We start from the raw sequence: 15935 nt of genomic DNA on the forward strand, positions 1-15935 counted from the left end.
GCTGTCCTCCTCCGGCGACCAAGTCGCCCTCCAATATTTTCATTGGCATGCTTGGTCCGAAAGGTCTCCCTCCAATCCTTTGCGGAACGGCAAAAAATTAACACACATGACAGCGCTGTCAAATTAAATTGATAGCGCTGTCATTTGCGGAATATTCATCTAGTCTACGGGTCCTAAGGCGATGCAAAGGATTTACTTGGATCATGCGTGCATGCGTAGAATAACCTTGGACCACGTTGCTACCTTGGCAGGCGTCAGCCCGATAACAGTATCACGGGTACTGCGACAACCCGGTTCTGTATCAGAGGCATTACGACTGCGCGTGAACGAAGCCATTGAGAAGCTAGGTTACGTGCCGAACCTGGCAGCGAGCAGACTGGCATCCTCCCGTACGCACACCGTCGGCGTCATCGTGCCAACACTCTATAATGTCATTTTTGCCGAGTATCTTTTGGCTCTCCATGAGGTACTCGTTCCGGCAGGGTTTCAGGTTATCGTCGTTAACAGCCGGTACTCGGAAGTCGAAGAGGAGAATGCGATAAAGGCTTTGCTCGGCCAGCGGGTAGAGGCCGTGATCATCGCTGGTATTCACCACACTCCGTTGTCGCGTCAACTCCTTAAACAGGCCCACCTTCCGGTTGTTGAAACCTTTGAACTGTCGGATGATCCCATTAACCTCAACATCGGAATGTCACAGGAACTTGCAGGGCAAACTGCAACATATCATCTCATTACCCGCGGCTTTCAACGCATTGCCTTCATGACTGGCAATCTTGACCATCGTGCCCAATCCAGGTTTGACGGCTATCATACGGCGATGCAAGCGTCAGGGTTCAAGAGCTTGGAGCTCAATAGTCGAATGGCACGTCACAGTTCGGTGGCACTTGGGTCAGATCTTTTCGCCGAAATGTATTTGCGGGGCGACCTGCCCGAGGCGATCTTCTGTACCGACGACAATTTGGCGCTCGGCGCTATGCAGGAGTGCAGGAAACGGGGCATTCGCGTGCCGCACGACATTTCCATCATAGGCTTTCACGACCTCGAGTTTGCAGCCTGTGCGGCCCCCTCGCTTTCTTCCGTCGCCACGAGACGCTACGAAACTGGGATGCTTGCGGCCGACAAGGTACTTGCAGCTCTTGACGGATCGAACAGGAACGTCGAGATCCAGCAAATCGACATGGGATTTTCCTTGGTCGTACGCGAAAGCACCGCTGTTGCCGCGGACGGGATATGACTGATCGAGACGGCGAAGCGCGCCGGCGCCGGCGGCCGAGGAAGAGTGATCCGCTGAAACCGTCTTGAAGGCATCGATCGGCAAATCTTCACCCCACCATGGAGGCGCGCGGGCTCATTCTTGCTGCCACGATTGACCGATAAAAGGCACGGGTCGGCAAGCAGATATAAGCACTCCATATGGCAGCGCTCTCTGCTGGAAGTGATTGTGGTCAGGTCATCGCTGGAGCCGGTTCCTTCGCTCCAGAAGAAGCTCGCGCTCGACCAGTTGCTTACCTGCTGGGCTGAGACTAGCTCCGTTTGCCTCAGTGACGCCCGCTTCTTTGAATCTGCGGACACGATCGTTCGGGACATCGGCTTTTTCGTGCCGATAGAGATGCAAGAGGCAGCTCCATTCTTCGTATGTAAAGTCTCTCCGACCGAGCATGCTGGTGTCCTCCTACCTAACAGACCAAGCGATAGCACAATTTGTCTTTAAGGGCATGGAGAGTGAGAAATGCAGGAAACAAATACCGTACCTAAAATCTTTTCCGGGAGAGGGGAGGTCTCGTCAGTCTTTCTAGTGGTCGTCCCCTCCGAGCATGCACCAGGAGCGGGTAAGGGCGCCGGCCTCGATGCCGCAAGCGACCTCGCGACCCAAGTGACCGTCCACTCCGGCATGGGCGACAAGCTGCGCTACATCCGATGGTCGTCTGCCGACGTTCGAGATCGCCTCCGGCGGCATTCGCCGGTTCTCGGCAATCATCTCAACACTCAGTCCAGACAGCCGCCAGCGCGCAATCTTGCGCCGTTCATTCAAATCAATATGGGAGTAGGTGCGTTTCATTGCGTCTTCCTTGCGAGTGACAACCCATTGGTATCATTCGCAAGTCGCACATCCTTGAACCCACCCCGGCTACAAAAATGTGGCATAATCTATCTTATGGAACTATTGGCCAAGCGACACAATACATGGGAGTCCGAGAGCCTGGCATCGGTGAGATAGACTTTGCTGGGGCGGAACACGCATCCGCCAGCTTTGGCGTTATTTCCCAACGGAAACAACTTTCAGAGTGTGCGTTGTTCCATCGCGAGCGATCCAGCTAATTGACTGCCCTTTCGACAGTCCGAGCAATGCGACACCAATCGGGGTGAGGACGGAGATTCGGTTCGCCTCTATATCGGCCTCGCCTGGATAGACTAGCGTGACCGTACGCGGCTCGCTCGTTCCGGTCTTATATGTCGTAGTCGATCCCATCTGGATTGTCCGGCACGCGGCCACTTCGCCCACGATAACGGTCGCTCTCTCCAATTCCGCCATCAATTCGTCTCCGACGGCCAAATCCTTGTCAATGGTAACCTGGGCCAAGGCAGTCAATCTACCGTAGTCGGCTTCTCTAATAGCGATCACGGGTTTGCTCGAAGTCGGTGTGTTCCTGTTCATGCACGTACTCCATATCCACGGCTTCACGCACCGCGTCCAATATTGGTAAATCTTGAAGTCGCGCAAAAGCATAAAAGCCGTGGCCCCGTCACCCGGGGCGCGACGGCGGCCGGGAGCGGGCTACTGTCCTGCGATAGGACAAATACGACAAAGTGAACGGCGCTGCGATTTCGACATTCCACTAGCATCTCTATGAAGAGATGCGGTGTCAAGGAGCAAAGACCGGCACATATGGCGCACACTCCACCCGCGACGCATTAAGTCTATCTCGTTGACACTGTTTGTTGGTTCATGACGGTGCACTGGTGCAATGGTGCACTCGGACCGCTTCCCTCTTCGCTTGCCGAGCGACACATTAGGCGCGCAACCGGAATGTCAGCGGCCGAATGTGGCCGGAGCCTCTATCACTTGATCGGCAAAAAGAAAGGCTTACATCACAAGCATGATAGCAGCCTCTACTCACAGGGAGCCTAAGAAGCTCAAAACGGGAGTCTAGCCCGGGCGCGCGAAGGTCGTGTCGTCCGGGGGTATGTCCCTGTTTCATCCTGTGTGACCGGATACCCGGCGAAGAGGCGTTATGGCTGTCTGTCTCGACATCATCCCAGAAGAAATTGTCATCAATCTTCCCGGAGGCGATCGTGCGTCCGCGCTCCATCATCTGGCGACCGTGCTTTCGCGCGAAGTTCGAGTTCCCACACAAACCATATCATCAGCGCTTCTTGGCCGAGAGCGCATGGGGTCGACGGCCATCGGAGGCGGTGTCGCCGTTCCGCATGCTTTGTTGACTGACATAGCCGAACCTGCCAAATGCCTAGCGATATTGAAACACCCCATCTGGTTCGACGCTCCCGACAGCGAACCCGTATCCGTCCTGCTCGCGTTGCTATGGCCTACTTCGCACGAAAACAGCTACCTTCCATCGTTGGCCGGGTTAATGAGGCGTCTACGTGATCCGAAGCTCCGTGAGGCACTTGCGGCAGCTCAAAGTGTCGAAGAAGCAGCGCTCGCGCTGTCTGTTTCTTCAGATCGCGAAATAACCAAAAACTACGCCAATCCCCTTTCCTACTTATGAGCGCTCGTGGAAGCGCGGCGGCTCTGGCCCTACCCGGCCGCAGATCCGCCACGTTGGCAAATGACCATTATAGTAACGAGAAATGTCCTTAACGGGCGATGGCGTTCATAGCACCGGCAAATGAATGCCCTCGTGAACCGAAGTGACGACGCCACTGCCGCCGAGAATGGCCCCGACGGCAGCGTGCTATCTATCACAGCTGAATTAGGCAGGAATCAACGCAAACCGAGTTTGGACCGGAGGTTGGCGTTCTCCACACGAAGCTTCTGAGCAAGTTCCTTGCGAAGCTTCTGGTTTTCGGCTTCCAACTCGATCAAATCGTCAAAACCATCGTCCGCATCCGGAGACAAAGAGTTACGCACATAAGCGTTGGCCGAGTTCGCCGGTGATTTCCGGCTGGCTGTTCTGCGGGCCCCATTGCCAGTTGCGTTCTCGGTGCGTGCTCCACGTCCAGTCTTTTTGCTTGCAGCAGCAGCCTCCATCTCCGCTTTTGTCCGGCGAGGAGCGCGCTTCTTCTTTGTTTCGATCGGTGGTGTCACAGCAGCCGCGGTAGTCGCGTCTTCTGATGGAATCTCGTCGGCCATTTTGGTCTCCTAATGTTCGAATATTGTGTTGCGGTCGCACTGCGGATGCGGCGAATCCTCGAGAGCGGGGGCGGCTTTACGCCGGGATCTATCTTTCGTTCTACGAGTATTTAATCCGCTTGTCTTGCTCATACTGATGATCGTGCTACGCCAATCCTCCATCGCGATAGCCGACATGATTGACGTAACGAATATAGGGAAGAAGCCTGAACGGCATTCCCGTTACACGTCGGTAGATAGCTTTGGGAAAATTTTGACAAATTGGTCGGTGCGTTTCGGAAGGCTCGACATCCCGATAATAGCTTTTCCGTACTTGCCAATTTCGACCTCGTGCACAAGATAGGTCTTCGAGAAACGGGAATTACAATGTGAATTAGGTGTACGCTTTTGCTTGGGCAAACTTTTTTTGATCCCTCCGTGTTCCTCCGAAAGCAGGTCTGCCCGCTTTGACAGTGACCACGAGCCTCATCATTGAGTTCGTCCGCGCGGCCAACCGTCTTCCTATGCTTCCGGTTAGCGAACGACGACAGTTGCTGGAGCGAGGTATGCGAGCCTCCGGTTCACTTAAAGGCCTGTTGGTGAAGAACGGCAAGATTGTGGCTTTCGATGGCACTGTTGAGCGTGTGATCGGGGAGATCGCGCGTAATGTGGAAGCCATGTCCGACGAAACTGTCGCGAAGGCGCTTTTAGCGTTGGCGGATCAGATACGGACGCTTAGAATCCTAAATCGCGAGCCAGTCTGAGCGCATGAGCGTAGGGGAAATGACGAGCTTGGCAAAATGCATCTTCGTCTTTGGACGGCTCTTCAGTAAAAGCTTGGATCCTTAACATTGCCAGGTATGACTAGGCAGTTCCGATTTTCCTTCTCGCCGCGCTTTCGTCGGGCATCTGCGACGTAGCCTCAACCTCGTGGCCATCATCTGCGATTAAGTCGTGCGCTATCCCACTGACCCACGGGCCACCTTCGTCTGGGTCAGGTCGATAGCTACCTCGCCTTCCGGCTTTTAAGATCCGCCTCGACGCTCTTCCGGAGAGCGTCCATGATGTTGACCGGGACGATCGGGCGTCGTCAGTACTTTGTGATCCCGCCATTGAGCTTTACAATCGCGGTTGTCGCTCTGTGGATGGAATGGCGGCGGCTTTGATCGGGGGCTACGTTGGCCTCCCCGGCACGCGCATCATGCACCTCGTTTTTTCTTACGGCACCCGGCTACGCGGGGGATCCCGCTTTGGTCGTGTGTCGGCCGCGATGACGCCGCCTCGATCAACCGCCAAGCACAAATCGCGAAAACGCGAGAGAATTTCGCGCATCCTCGTCCATCTTGGCTTCGTCAGCGCCATCTGTCAGATCACGCCAGACCCGGATATCAGAGCCAATCGTGCCGCCGGTCTTGACGAATGGCTCCATCACAACAACACCGGTGTAGTGTATTTTGCGAAGCGCAAGACCCACCTCGTGCCAGGGTATTCTGCCTTTCCCCGGTACGCGGCGATTGCTTTCTCCAGTGTGGAAATGACCCAACAACGGGCCAGCGGTGCGGATAGCATCGCCGAAACTATCTTCCTCGATATTCATGTGGAAGGTGTCGAGCATCACCTTAACATTTGACTTGCCGACGTCATTTACGAAGGCAACGCCCTCAGCGGCAGTGTTCAGAACATGGTTCTCGAACCGGTTCAACACCTCGATGCAAAGGTTTATACCTAAGTCGTTCGCAAAGTCGGCAATGCCGTAAATCCCCTCGACACCACGGGCCCGATCGCCGACTTTATCGACTGGCTGTGTGTAATCCACTGGCCAATAAGAGTGGAGTGCACCTCCGATCGTCTTGATGTCAAGCTTGGCTACGTTGGTGAGCGTCTGCTCGAAAAACGCTTTGCCAGCAGCCCGTACCGTGCTGTCGGGCGACGACAGATTTTTGGCCCTGGAAGGACCGATCCCCGCGGTCAGAATGATACCGTTATCTCTCGCGCTCTGCTTGATCGCCGCGAGGTCCGCGTCGCTGTATTCGTTGATGTGATGCGCGGCGACTTCGATAACGTCGAACCCAAGCTTTGCCACCTTTTCGACGTACGGGCCAAACTTCGCGCTCCATTCATGCTCCCAGTAGGAGTAGTAGATTCCGTGTTTCATAAGAGCCTCCTTGAGGTTTCAGCTGTGTTGGTGGCGGCTTGTTGGGCGAGACGCAATGGTGCGCGACCTCAAGCCGAATAGCGGCGAACCGAAAGGCCTTCGGTCCGTCTTGGCGAATTAGTTGTTGTCGATGCGTCTGTCGGGCTCAGCGCTGCCCGATATGATGGCAAGACCGTTCGGCAGATCGTTCTCTTCGACCTTGCGATTGATTTCCTGTGGACCGAGCCCAAAGGACTTCCAGCGATCCTGTAGTCGCTTCCGTAAATTGCCCTCGCTGACGTCCACGAAGACCGTGAAGTCGAAAATGGCTTTGAGCCTGTCCCATGGAGCTTGGCGGGAAAGAAGGTAATTCCCTTCGCAGACAATGATGTCTGTTGATTGCGGGATCAGACTTCCACCAGCACGGGCGATTTCGATCGAACGATCAAACACCGGGACGGCGATGACGTCGTCTTCATTTGCCTTGAGCCGCTCGAGCATCCGACGAAACCCATGTGCGTCGAAGGTGTCGATGGCCCCCTTAAACGGCCGCCGGCCCATCTGTTCCAAGACGACGTCATCGTAGTGATAGCCATCCATGGTGAACAGGGCGGCATTACAACCGTGGACCGAGTTGAGCGCCTGGACCACCTTTTGAGCGACGGTGGACTTGCCCGACCCAGGTGCGCCCGATATGCCAATCAAGACCCTCTTGCCGCTACTCTCGGATAGCCGCTCAGCAGCGACCTTGGCGATTTCACTCGCGCTTTCATCGATCTTGCTCAAGGAATTCCTCCCTTCTATCGGACTGGCGGACTATGCGACGAAGCCCTGCATTCCGTATTGCGCTGCCTTGCCACGCAGAAACGAGAGACCGCTTCCCATGACCTCCTCTTCGTCGCGGGCAACCGGACGCCAAGTTGATATGTCGCCGGCCATTTCGCGCGGCATGCTGACAAAGCTCTCAAGGACTAAAGCGCCCTTAAAGCCAATTGCCGAAAGGGCAACGAATATCGAATCCCATGGGACATTACCCGCACCCGGGGTGCCACGATCGCTCTCAGACATGTGCATGTACTTGAGGTGATCGCGTGCGGCGAGAATGCCGTTGGCGGCGCCCTTCTCCTCGATGTTCATGTGGAAGGTGTCCAGATGGACGAAGACGTTGTCCATGCCAATCCGCTCGACCAGCGCAACCGCTTGCTCCGCGGTGTTGACGAGATGGTTTTCGTAGCGGTTCACGGCTTCGACACCGAGCTGGATGCCCTTGGACTTAGCTCGTCTCGCTGCCGCCTCGAGGGCACGGGAAAGGTTGTCGTACTCGGCTTGAGTTGGCAATGAGCCAGTTCGTTCATTAGTGCCGCCAAAGGTGACGCCGGTGAGTGCCTCAGCGCCCATTTCGGCGGCCTTGTCGATTGCGATCTCCAAGTGAAGGGTAGCTGCATCGGGTCGTCTCGATGCCCACGCTGCCTCGGGAAGCACGAGTGAACATGCCGCTCTGATGTTGTTCTCCTCCAAAACCGCGCGAGTGTGCCCGGCGTCTACCGAGGGCGCATCGATCAACGGAATTTCGATGAACCCGAGCTGATACTTCTTTGCACCGCCAATGGCCCGCTCCGCCCCTGCGCGGTTCCAGTTCATTGTCCACATGCTTGCGTGAATTCCGAAACCCTGCAAGATTCATCCCTTCTTTCTGCGTGCGGCCATATAGGCCGAAGCCATGGTTCTCGCGGCCATGACGACAATCATCAGTACGCCCCATAGCGCGGTAGCCAAATGTTGGTTCGCTCCCATCAAATTAAGACCCGAGGACAAAAGCTGGAGCACGATGAGTGCGACGAAAACCGGCAAAACTCGTCCGAAACCACCGAAGGGATTGATGCCTCCAAGGAATGCGGCAAGTACCGTAATCAGCAGATAGGATTCACCGTGCCCGACGCGTACCGAATTGAACCTCGCGAGCATGATCACGCCGGCGACGGCGCACATCACTCCAGACAGCGTGTAGACGAGGACGAGAATGCGACGCGTATTCAGACCGGAATAGCGGGCCGCATCGATGTTGGAGCCGATCATCAGCAGGCCGAAACCTAGCTTGAAGCGCGTCAGCAGGAGTTGCCACAGCCCGACACATACAATGAAGATCAAGAGCGGGATCGGCAGCCCAAAAATCTCACCGTGTCCGATCGGCGCAATGAAGCTCGGGAAGCCCGATACGTCACCGCCCCGAGTGAGGAACTCGCCCAAGCCGCGCAAGAAGATCATCATCGACAACGTCACGAGGATCGGGTGCGCTCTTGTGTAGGCGATGGCAGCCCCCGTCATCAGACCCGCGGCACCACCGGTGACAAGGGCGGCAAGGACCCCAACCAAGAACGCAGACGGGGATGCGTCGACGCCACCGTAAATTTGCATTACCCAAGCTGCCGCGAGACCCGACAGATTGGCGGTGAACGTGACGGACAAATTGATGCCGCCTGTCAGGAGCGGGAGCAGCATGGCGAGCGTCAGCAGTCCTAGCTCCGGAAGCTGGAATGCGACCGATCCGAACGTTGCGGCCGAGATGAAATTGTTTGCTGCAAGACCGAAGATGACCATCACCGCGAGGAAGGCGATGGCGGGACCTGTCATATCCGCACCGAAGGTGGAGCTAAACTTCTGAGCGATCGCTTTCATCAGCGTGCTCTCCCCCGTCTGGCGTTGCTCTTTGCAAGGAACGGCAGAAGCTTGTCGATGCGTGCCGATGAGAGCGTTATGGCGATGAGAATGATCGCGCCAACGATCATTTTGAATGCGAATGGCGAGACACCCATCAAATTCAGGCCGTTCTGCGTGATTGAAACCATCAGAACACCGAGTACGCACCCGATAACTGATCCCTTACCGCCGCCGAGCCGTGCGCCGCCGAGGACAGTGGCGGCAAGGACGTCGAGTTCACGACCGTAAAGCGCGTTAGGAACGACTTCTTCGGCGTAGTGGGCCTGCATCAGACCGCCGATACCTGCCATAAGACCCAGCCACCCGAACGAGATGTAATGCATGGCTCCGATGTTGATGCCGAAGCGACGCGCTCCTTCCGGGTTGTCGCCAAACGCGTAGAGCTGTCGCCCGATCGTCGTCCGGGAAATCATGAACCACGTGGCAACGCAGCAGAGGACCATGACGACGACAGGCAGGGTAAGCTCAACCCAAGAGCCGTCAGCCATCTCGTGTTCAAAGAACACCACGCGGGTGGTCAGCCATTCAGGCAAGTCGTAGATCGAGACGCCCTTGGTGAAGAACATCAGGAGCCCGAAGAAGATGTTGAAGGTCGAGATTGTCGCGACAATCGAGATTATGTTCAGGCGGTAAACTAAGGCGGCGTTGATCAGACCCAACCCGATCCCGATAGCTCCAGCGATAATGAACGCTTCGGCCCAGTTCCCGCCGCCCAGTGCACCTAGGGCCAGTGCAGTGATGTATTGGACGACAGACGCGGCCACGGCGAATGAGATGTCGATCCCACCTGAAATCAGGACAACGAGTAATCCGACGGCAAAGATGATGTTGACGGCCGAGACGTTCAGCACATCAAACGCGTTCGAGGCAGTAAGAAACCGATCTGTCTGAAATGACAGGCCCCCGCAAAGAACGATCATGACCGCCAGAAGCGTGAACTCTGTCGTGTGTCCAAGGATCAGCCTACGCATAGACGGCAGCCTCCAGTTCGGCGAGCGATACACTTCGCGGGTCGTAGGTCGCGTGAATTTTGCCTTCCACCATGTGAATGATGCGGTCGGCGTTGAAATAGACCTCCGGCGGCTCGTCGGAGATCAGAATGATAGCCAGACCCTGGGTTGCCAGCTGGCGTACGATTTCGAAGATGCCTGCCCGGGCACCAACATCGACCCCGACTGTCGGAGCATCGAGGATGAGAATCTTCGGGCCAATAGCCAGCCACTTGGCGATCGCGACACGCTGCTGATTACCACCAGACAGCGTCCGAATGGGATCATCGGGCGTCCCAATCTTGACGCCGAGTGCCGAAATCCAGTGGTCGACGACGCTGGCTTTCTTGGCTGGAGAGATCATACCGCCCGACAGAAGTTTATCGAGGGATGCCATGACGAGGTTGTCGGCGATTGACTGCGGCTGGTTAAGGCCAAGCGAAAGCCGGTCTTCCGAAAGATAGGCAACGCCCGCGCGAATGGCGTCCCGATTGGAGCCGTAACTCACGCGCTCTCCCTCGATTGTGATCTCCCCTGCGTGCGGACGATGCATTCCGAAAAGGGTAAGCGCCAGCTCCGTCCGCCCCGCACCGAGCAGGCCGGTAATACCAAGCGTTTCACCTCGTCGAAGATCAAATGCGATATTCTCGAACTCCCCAGCTCGGGTAAGTCCGCGAACGGAAAGCACAATTGGTTTTTGGTCATGATCGTTGGCGATCACGGTGTTGTCGAAGTTGCGGCCCGTCATGAGTTCAGTCACTCGCGACTGGGTCATCCCTTCGACAGGGTAAACGCCGACCAGCGCGCCATCGCGGAGGACAGTAATCCGATTAGAAATTTCCAGCACCTCCGCAAGGCGATGCGATACGAATACGACTGCGACACCGGATGCAGACAGGTTGCGGACGATGTCGATAAGATAGTCAGTCTCGGATTGGGTCAGCGACGCAGTTGGCTCGTCCATGAACACAAGGCGGGCCTCACCGACGAGCGCGCGCGCAATCGCCACGATTTGACGTTGTGCGATCGGCAATTCCTTGAGCGGCAGGTGGGCATCGATGGTGACGCCCAGCCGGGCAAGGGCGTTTTCGGCCGCGTCTTCAATCTTCCTCTTGTCGACGAGGCCGTATTTGCCGTTGACCGCGTATTGAAATCCGATGTTTTCGGCGACCGTCATCTCTGGGAAGAGCGCGAGGTCCTGCCAGATGACCTGAATGCCAAGCGATTGCGCTAGCGCCGGTGTCATCGCAGTAATGGGCTGGTCGTCGAAAAAGAACTCAGCGCCATCCTGCGGCTTGTAAACGCCGGTGATCACTTTGATCAGCGTGCTCTTGCCGCAGCCGTTTTCTCCTGCGAGGCAATGAACCTCGCCGGGATTGACCTCGAACGAAACACCTTTCAGTGCCCGCACCCCGCCAAAGGTAACTTTGATATTCCTGAGTGAGAGAAGCGTTTTAGCGCTCATAGCGTATCTCCCTGATCAGCCGCCCAAATCGGCGGAGTGCGCAGGTGCCAGTAAATCTCAAGGGGTGGGCCGCGTGGAGCAAGCTCCTCGCGACCCCAGGCTGAGGCCTCGGGAGGTTAAAGGCCCATGCCCACCAACTTGTCGATGCTTTCCTTGTTGATCGCCAAAAGCTGATCCACAACGATCGTATTGCCTTCTGGATTGATTTTTCCAAGACCCTCGATGTCATCGCCCGCCTTCGGCTCCTGGCCCTTGGAGATACGATCAGCTAGGGTCACGAAGACCTCGCCGGCCTGCTTGGGATTCCACATGAACCCGCCGGTGAGAGCACCCGACTTGATGAGCTTTGCGCCCTGTCCTGGCGAGAACGGCCCAATGACGAACACTTTTCCGTCTTTGCGACGCTCTTCGACAGCGCGGCCTGCCCCGATGGGACCCTGTGATCCGAATGCCAAGAAGCCTTTGAGGTCGGCGTTTGCGGCCATGAGGTCGAGAGCGGTCGAGCGGCTCTTGTCCACGTCTTCAGCAACGCCGTAGCGGTCGCCCACAAGCTTCATCTCAGGATAGTTTGCCTTGATATAGGCGATAGCTGCGTCGGCCCAGGCATTGTGCAGCGGCACAGTCAGCGATCCAACGAAGACCGCGTAGGAACCCTTGCCACCCATCTTCTCCGCCAGGAGCTTGCCATGCGCTTCACCGAAGCCCTTGGCAGAAGCAAGCTCGAAGTCCCAGTCAGCACCGACCTGCTTGGGCGATTCATGCGTGATGACCTTGATACCGGCTTCCTGGGCCTTCTTGAGAACCGGTTCCAAGACCTTGGCGTCGTTCGGAACCACTCCGATGTAATCAACCTTTTGTGCAATGAGGTCTTCGATAGCGCGAACCTGAAGAGCCGGATCGGCGCTGGTCGGACCGACCATGAAGCCTTCGACACCGAGCTTTGTGCTCTGCTCCTTGATACCGGCTTCCATGGCATTGAACCACGGGATACCGCCGATCTTGACGACGACACCGATCTTAGGCCCTGCGAATGCAGTGGATGCAAGAAGCGTCAGCGAGAGGCCGAGCGTGATTGCGAGCATTCTCTTCATGGATTTCTCTCCTCCAAACAACTGACAAAGGAGATGCGCCACACGAGCCCTATGCCTGTGTGCTAAGCGTGTTCGGCTCCATGACAGAACCTCCTCCCTTGCCGCTTTCCTCAAAGCGCCCATCTGGTTGCACAACCGTTCTTGCTATCTTGCACAATCGATGGTGCACTAACCTTAACATCAAAAAGCCTTTCGTCAAGTGGTCCGATTGTTCTAGATAATGAAGCGCGCTGAGGAGATTCGCAGGATGTCGGAAAGAGAGCAAAAAAAAGCAACGATTTACGATCTTTCTGTCGTGTCCGGCGCGTCGCCATCAACCGTCAGCGCGGTTCTCAATGGCACATGGCGCAAGCGGCGCATTTCCGAGGAGACTGCTGACAAGATCATGACACTGGCCAAAGCGCACCGCTATACGGCAAACCTGCAGGCCCGTGCGTTGAGAAGCTCGCGATCCGGCCTTACCGGGCTGCTCCTGCCTGTCTACGACACCCGGTTCTTCTCATCGATGGCTCAGACCTTTGAAGCGAAAGCGCGCCAGCGCGGGCTGGTCCCCATGGTTGTTTCAGGACGGCGCGACCCGGAGGAGGAACGTCGAACGGTAGAATCTCTGATCGCGTACTCGATCGATTCGCTCTTCGTTGCCGGCGCGACGGATCCAGACGGCGTTCATCAAGTCTGCCTCCAGGCAGGTGTGCCGCATGTGAATATTGACTTGCCAGGCAAATGCGCGCCTTCGATCATCTCGGACAACCGGCAGGGGGCGGAGGCACTGACGACTGCTATCATTCGGCATGCCGAGGGGATTGGACCACTCTCTCCCGAAGACGTGTTTTTATTCGGTGGGCGTGACGACCACGCAAGCCATGACCGAGTGATCGGTTTCCATGCGGTAAAGCAATCTATCCTCGGGGGTGATGTCCCGAAGGACGACATTGAGACCACTGGATATTCACCGGGCATGACCGCCCTCGCCTTCGAGCGCTTCTATGAGAAACATGGCAGGCTGCCACGTTGCTTCTTCGTAAATTCCTCGATCAATTTCGAGGGACTCTTACGTTTCATGGGACGTCACGATGGTGAGGCCTTCGGCGATATCGTGGTGGGTTGCTTCGACTACGATCCGTTCGGGTCGTTCCTTCCCTTCCCTGTTTACATGATCAGGCCAAATGTTTCGGAGATGCTCGATCGTGGGTTCGACTTGCTAGAGGACGACGATACGGAACCGCAGATCATCATGATCGAACCGCAGCTCGTGCCCCCGCGCACGGCGCTTGAGGGACCTCTCGACGCGATAATAGATCCATCGCCCACCTCCGATCGGACAGGCCTAATCGACGTTGAACTGTGCTAGACAGCCCACGCCTTAGAACCCGCAGCTATGCTGATGGCAATGGCATGACCCACGCACATCTGGGCAATCAGGGAGCGGAACCCGAGACAAAGGGTGTCGTGGACCATAATAGCACCTTCGTCTTCTTTGCAGGCGCGAACCTCAGCCGTTTCATCCCCCTTTTGGCACGATGGAGTATTCCTGAGGCGGTGACTGGTGGTCAGCTCGCCACCGTGAAATAGGATCGAATAGGGGCCCGGGCACTTCGGGGCCTTATGGCCTGGGGAATAAGCCGCCGGGCTCTTTTCACAACTGCGCGCTGGCTTTTCGGCAATTCCAACTGATCGTGGCAGCTGTTCGCTGAACTGACAGATCCGCGGAACCTCAGCGTCAAGATGCCGGGGCAACAACTTCAATTGTTTGCCTTTTCCGCAGTTCCTTAGACACGTACCAGCCATCCCATTGCGAGAATTGCTGATACACTCTTCGATATCCTTTGCCGCGGAGAAGCTCCTCAATCATTTGCTCTGTCTTTGGATTATTCTCGACAGAAATGAGGTCAAAGCGTCGGTCAAACCCGTAAGCAGAAAGAATGTCCAACTCGCTACCCTCGGTGTCAACGGAAAGGTAGTTTATGACATCAGGCGCATCATACGAATTCAACAGGTCGCCCAATGATACTGTATCGACTTCGATCGCCGTTCCACGGCTTCGGATTTCGGAGAAATGATCATCCCCTGAGAATTCGACGATCGAACTCAATTCGGGATCGGAGAAATCGGTCGCAAGGAACTTCACAGTAGTGTCCGACCTCGATGAGACGCATCGGTGGTCGATGTGAGCAATTCGGTTCAATGCCAGTTCGGAATGCCAGATTGGGTTGGGCTCGGCTAGAATTCCAGACCACCCAAACTTCGTCTCAAGCAGCCACGTGTTGCTGTTCTTGAGGCCGTTCGTCGAGCCGAACTCGACAAAATACCCGCCCCTCATCTCGTAGAGTTCGAAGCAAACCCACAAGTCCTGCAGGATCTGCGCCCTGGACCACGCTCGCCTGGCCAGGCAATAACTGAGGAAGCTCACATCGTCGTTCACGATCAAATCGGCGATCTGTGGTCGGTTCAGCCGAACCGCGTTGAACAACATTGTCTGTAGAGATGTATTGCCTTGCACTCTTTTCAAAATGGCCGCCATCCCGGAGAGTGCCAACTTTGTTGGATTGAACATACACCGAGCCCCGTGTGGCGTTCCGTTAGGTTAATGTCTTGCTTGCTGATATTGGCGATGTGCTGAGCCGTACATTGCATGATAACTAGCGGCCATGACGTCTTAACCCAGCTTGTTTTTTACGGGGACGTCAATCCCAAGACTGTGCTTTCGCGCTTGGTTCTGACATTGCGGCAGATCGTCGGTGCCTCAAGAATTTCAGAAAACCTGCGCACATCGTCCCGGCCAATTCCGTCTAAAATGTCATCTTCCGCGCCACAACATCGTCGCCATCTTACGTCTAGGTAACTTGAAAGCCTATAACAATTTGTGGTGATATTGGAATGAGTAACGATGCTACCTTCGTCGAAAAGGCGAAGCTTCTTGCCCTTCTCGCCAATGAGAAGCGCCTGCTGATCGCATACTTCATCTCGCGCGAGGAAGTCAGCGTCGGCGTGTTGGCCGACAGGGTCGGTCTGTCTCAGTCGTCGCTTTCGCAGCATCTTGCGAAGTTCCGTGAAGCCAAGGCGGTAACTACCCGCCGTGACGCCCAGACAGTCTACTATTCAACAACACCCGAAGGCATTCGAAGGATCCTCGAAACTGTCGATGACCTTTATAAGAGAGCCCGATGAGGCCGTCGGCATCAACGAAGTCGGCACTGGAAAGCCTTGCGTTCGCGATTTCACAGTCGGATTGGTCCTGCTCAGCAAC

Annotated in this window: 16 protein-coding genes and 1 pseudogene; 6 read left to right on the forward strand and 11 right to left on the reverse strand. The window is 56.0% G+C overall.

The window, feature by feature from the left end; translation table 11 throughout:
- Positions 1-211 precede the first annotated feature (211 nt).
- A complete protein-coding gene (locus RGCCGE502_RS29145) occupies positions 212-1234 on the forward strand; it encodes a LacI family DNA-binding transcriptional regulator (protein ID WP_040675932.1) in 1023 nt (340 codons plus the stop codon).
- A gap of 732 nt (positions 1235-1966) precedes the next feature.
- Here the strand turns inward: RGCCGE502_RS29145 and RGCCGE502_RS35865 are convergent.
- Positions 1967-2059, reverse strand: a pseudogene (locus RGCCGE502_RS35865) (integrase catalytic region); the annotation flags it as partial.
- Between the two features lie 198 nt (positions 2060-2257).
- Positions 2258-2656: a nucleoside diphosphate kinase regulator gene (rnk, locus tag RGCCGE502_RS29160; protein ID WP_016557821.1), complete on the reverse strand. Its 399-nt coding sequence runs from the start codon at positions 2654-2656 to the stop codon at positions 2258-2260.
- A 577-nt stretch (positions 2657-3233) separates the two neighbouring features.
- Between rnk and RGCCGE502_RS34755 the strand changes: the two genes are divergently transcribed.
- Positions 3234-3728, forward strand: coding sequence for a PTS sugar transporter subunit IIA (locus RGCCGE502_RS34755; protein WP_016557822.1), 495 nt, complete (start codon positions 3234-3236; stop codon positions 3726-3728).
- A gap of 215 nt (positions 3729-3943) precedes the next feature.
- On the opposite strand, the gene RGCCGE502_RS29170 is transcribed toward RGCCGE502_RS34755, so the two are convergent.
- Positions 3944-4312, reverse strand: a complete 369-nt coding sequence (locus RGCCGE502_RS29170; RefSeq protein ID WP_016557823.1) for an MreC domain-containing protein — start codon at positions 4310-4312, stop codon at positions 3944-3946.
- Positions 4313-4857: 545 nt separating this feature from the next.
- Here RGCCGE502_RS29170 and RGCCGE502_RS29175 point away from each other — a divergent pair.
- Complete coding sequence (locus tag RGCCGE502_RS29175) at positions 4858-5055, forward strand: hypothetical protein (protein WP_019280358.1); 198 nt, start codon at positions 4858-4860, stop codon at positions 5053-5055.
- 521 nt (positions 5056-5576) lie between these two features.
- On the opposite strand, the gene RGCCGE502_RS29180 is transcribed toward RGCCGE502_RS29175, so the two are convergent.
- The 7 genes from RGCCGE502_RS29180 to RGCCGE502_RS29210 form a co-directional block, all read right to left on the reverse strand.
- A complete protein-coding gene (locus RGCCGE502_RS29180; protein WP_016557825.1) occupies positions 5577-6446 on the reverse strand; it encodes a D-psicose 3-epimerase in 870 nt (289 codons plus the stop codon).
- Positions 6447-6563: 117 nt separating this feature from the next.
- A complete protein-coding gene (locus RGCCGE502_RS29185; protein ID WP_016557826.1) occupies positions 6564-7211 on the reverse strand; it encodes a nucleoside triphosphate hydrolase in 648 nt (215 codons plus the stop codon).
- A 30-nt stretch (positions 7212-7241) separates the two neighbouring features.
- A complete protein-coding gene (locus RGCCGE502_RS29190; protein ID WP_040675847.1) occupies positions 7242-8102 on the reverse strand; it encodes a sugar phosphate isomerase/epimerase family protein in 861 nt (286 codons plus the stop codon).
- 3 nt (positions 8103-8105) lie between these two features.
- Positions 8106-9101 (reverse strand): ABC transporter permease, encoded by a 996-nt coding sequence (locus RGCCGE502_RS29195; RefSeq protein WP_016557828.1) that lies wholly within the window; start codon positions 9099-9101, stop codon positions 8106-8108.
- A complete protein-coding gene (locus RGCCGE502_RS29200) occupies positions 9101-10114 on the reverse strand; it encodes an ABC transporter permease (RefSeq protein ID WP_016557829.1) in 1014 nt (337 codons plus the stop codon). Before RGCCGE502_RS29200 ends, RGCCGE502_RS29195 begins: the two co-directional genes overlap by 1 nt.
- Complete coding sequence (locus RGCCGE502_RS29205) at positions 10107-11597, reverse strand: sugar ABC transporter ATP-binding protein (RefSeq protein ID WP_016557830.1); 1491 nt, start codon at positions 11595-11597, stop codon at positions 10107-10109. The genes RGCCGE502_RS29200 and RGCCGE502_RS29205 overlap by 8 nt, the downstream gene beginning before the upstream one ends.
- A 116-nt stretch (positions 11598-11713) precedes the next feature.
- The gene (locus tag RGCCGE502_RS29210; RefSeq protein WP_016557831.1) at positions 11714-12688 is read right to left on the reverse strand and encodes a substrate-binding domain-containing protein; all 975 of its coding nucleotides are present in this window, start codon (positions 12686-12688) and stop codon (positions 11714-11716) included.
- A gap of 247 nt (positions 12689-12935) precedes the next feature.
- On the opposite strand from RGCCGE502_RS29210, the gene RGCCGE502_RS29215 reads away from it, so the two are divergent.
- Both RGCCGE502_RS29215 and RGCCGE502_RS37590 read left to right on the forward strand, forming a co-directional pair.
- Positions 12936-14039, forward strand: a complete 1104-nt coding sequence (locus RGCCGE502_RS29215) for a LacI family DNA-binding transcriptional regulator (RefSeq protein WP_016557832.1) — start codon at positions 12936-12938, stop codon at positions 14037-14039.
- A gap of 44 nt (positions 14040-14083) precedes the next feature.
- On the forward strand, positions 14084-14260 hold the full coding sequence (locus RGCCGE502_RS37590) for a hypothetical protein (protein ID WP_019280361.1): 177 nt from the start codon (positions 14084-14086) through the stop codon (positions 14258-14260).
- A 148-nt stretch (positions 14261-14408) separates the two neighbouring features.
- Here the strand turns inward: RGCCGE502_RS37590 and RGCCGE502_RS29220 are convergent, their stop codons facing one another.
- Positions 14409-15242 carry an FkbM family methyltransferase gene (locus tag RGCCGE502_RS29220; protein WP_016557833.1) on the reverse strand — a complete coding sequence of 278 codons (834 nt, stop codon included), beginning with the start codon at positions 15240-15242 and terminating at the stop codon, positions 14409-14411.
- A 323-nt stretch (positions 15243-15565) separates the two neighbouring features.
- On the opposite strand from RGCCGE502_RS29220, the gene RGCCGE502_RS29225 reads away from it, so the two are divergent.
- Complete coding sequence (locus RGCCGE502_RS29225; RefSeq protein ID WP_016557834.1) at positions 15566-15856, forward strand: ArsR/SmtB family transcription factor; 291 nt, start codon at positions 15566-15568, stop codon at positions 15854-15856.
- Positions 15857-15935: the final 79 nt, after the last annotated feature.

The organism is Rhizobium grahamii CCGE 502 (assembly GCF_000298315.2).
Classification (GTDB): domain Bacteria; phylum Pseudomonadota; class Alphaproteobacteria; order Rhizobiales; family Rhizobiaceae; genus Rhizobium; species Rhizobium grahamii.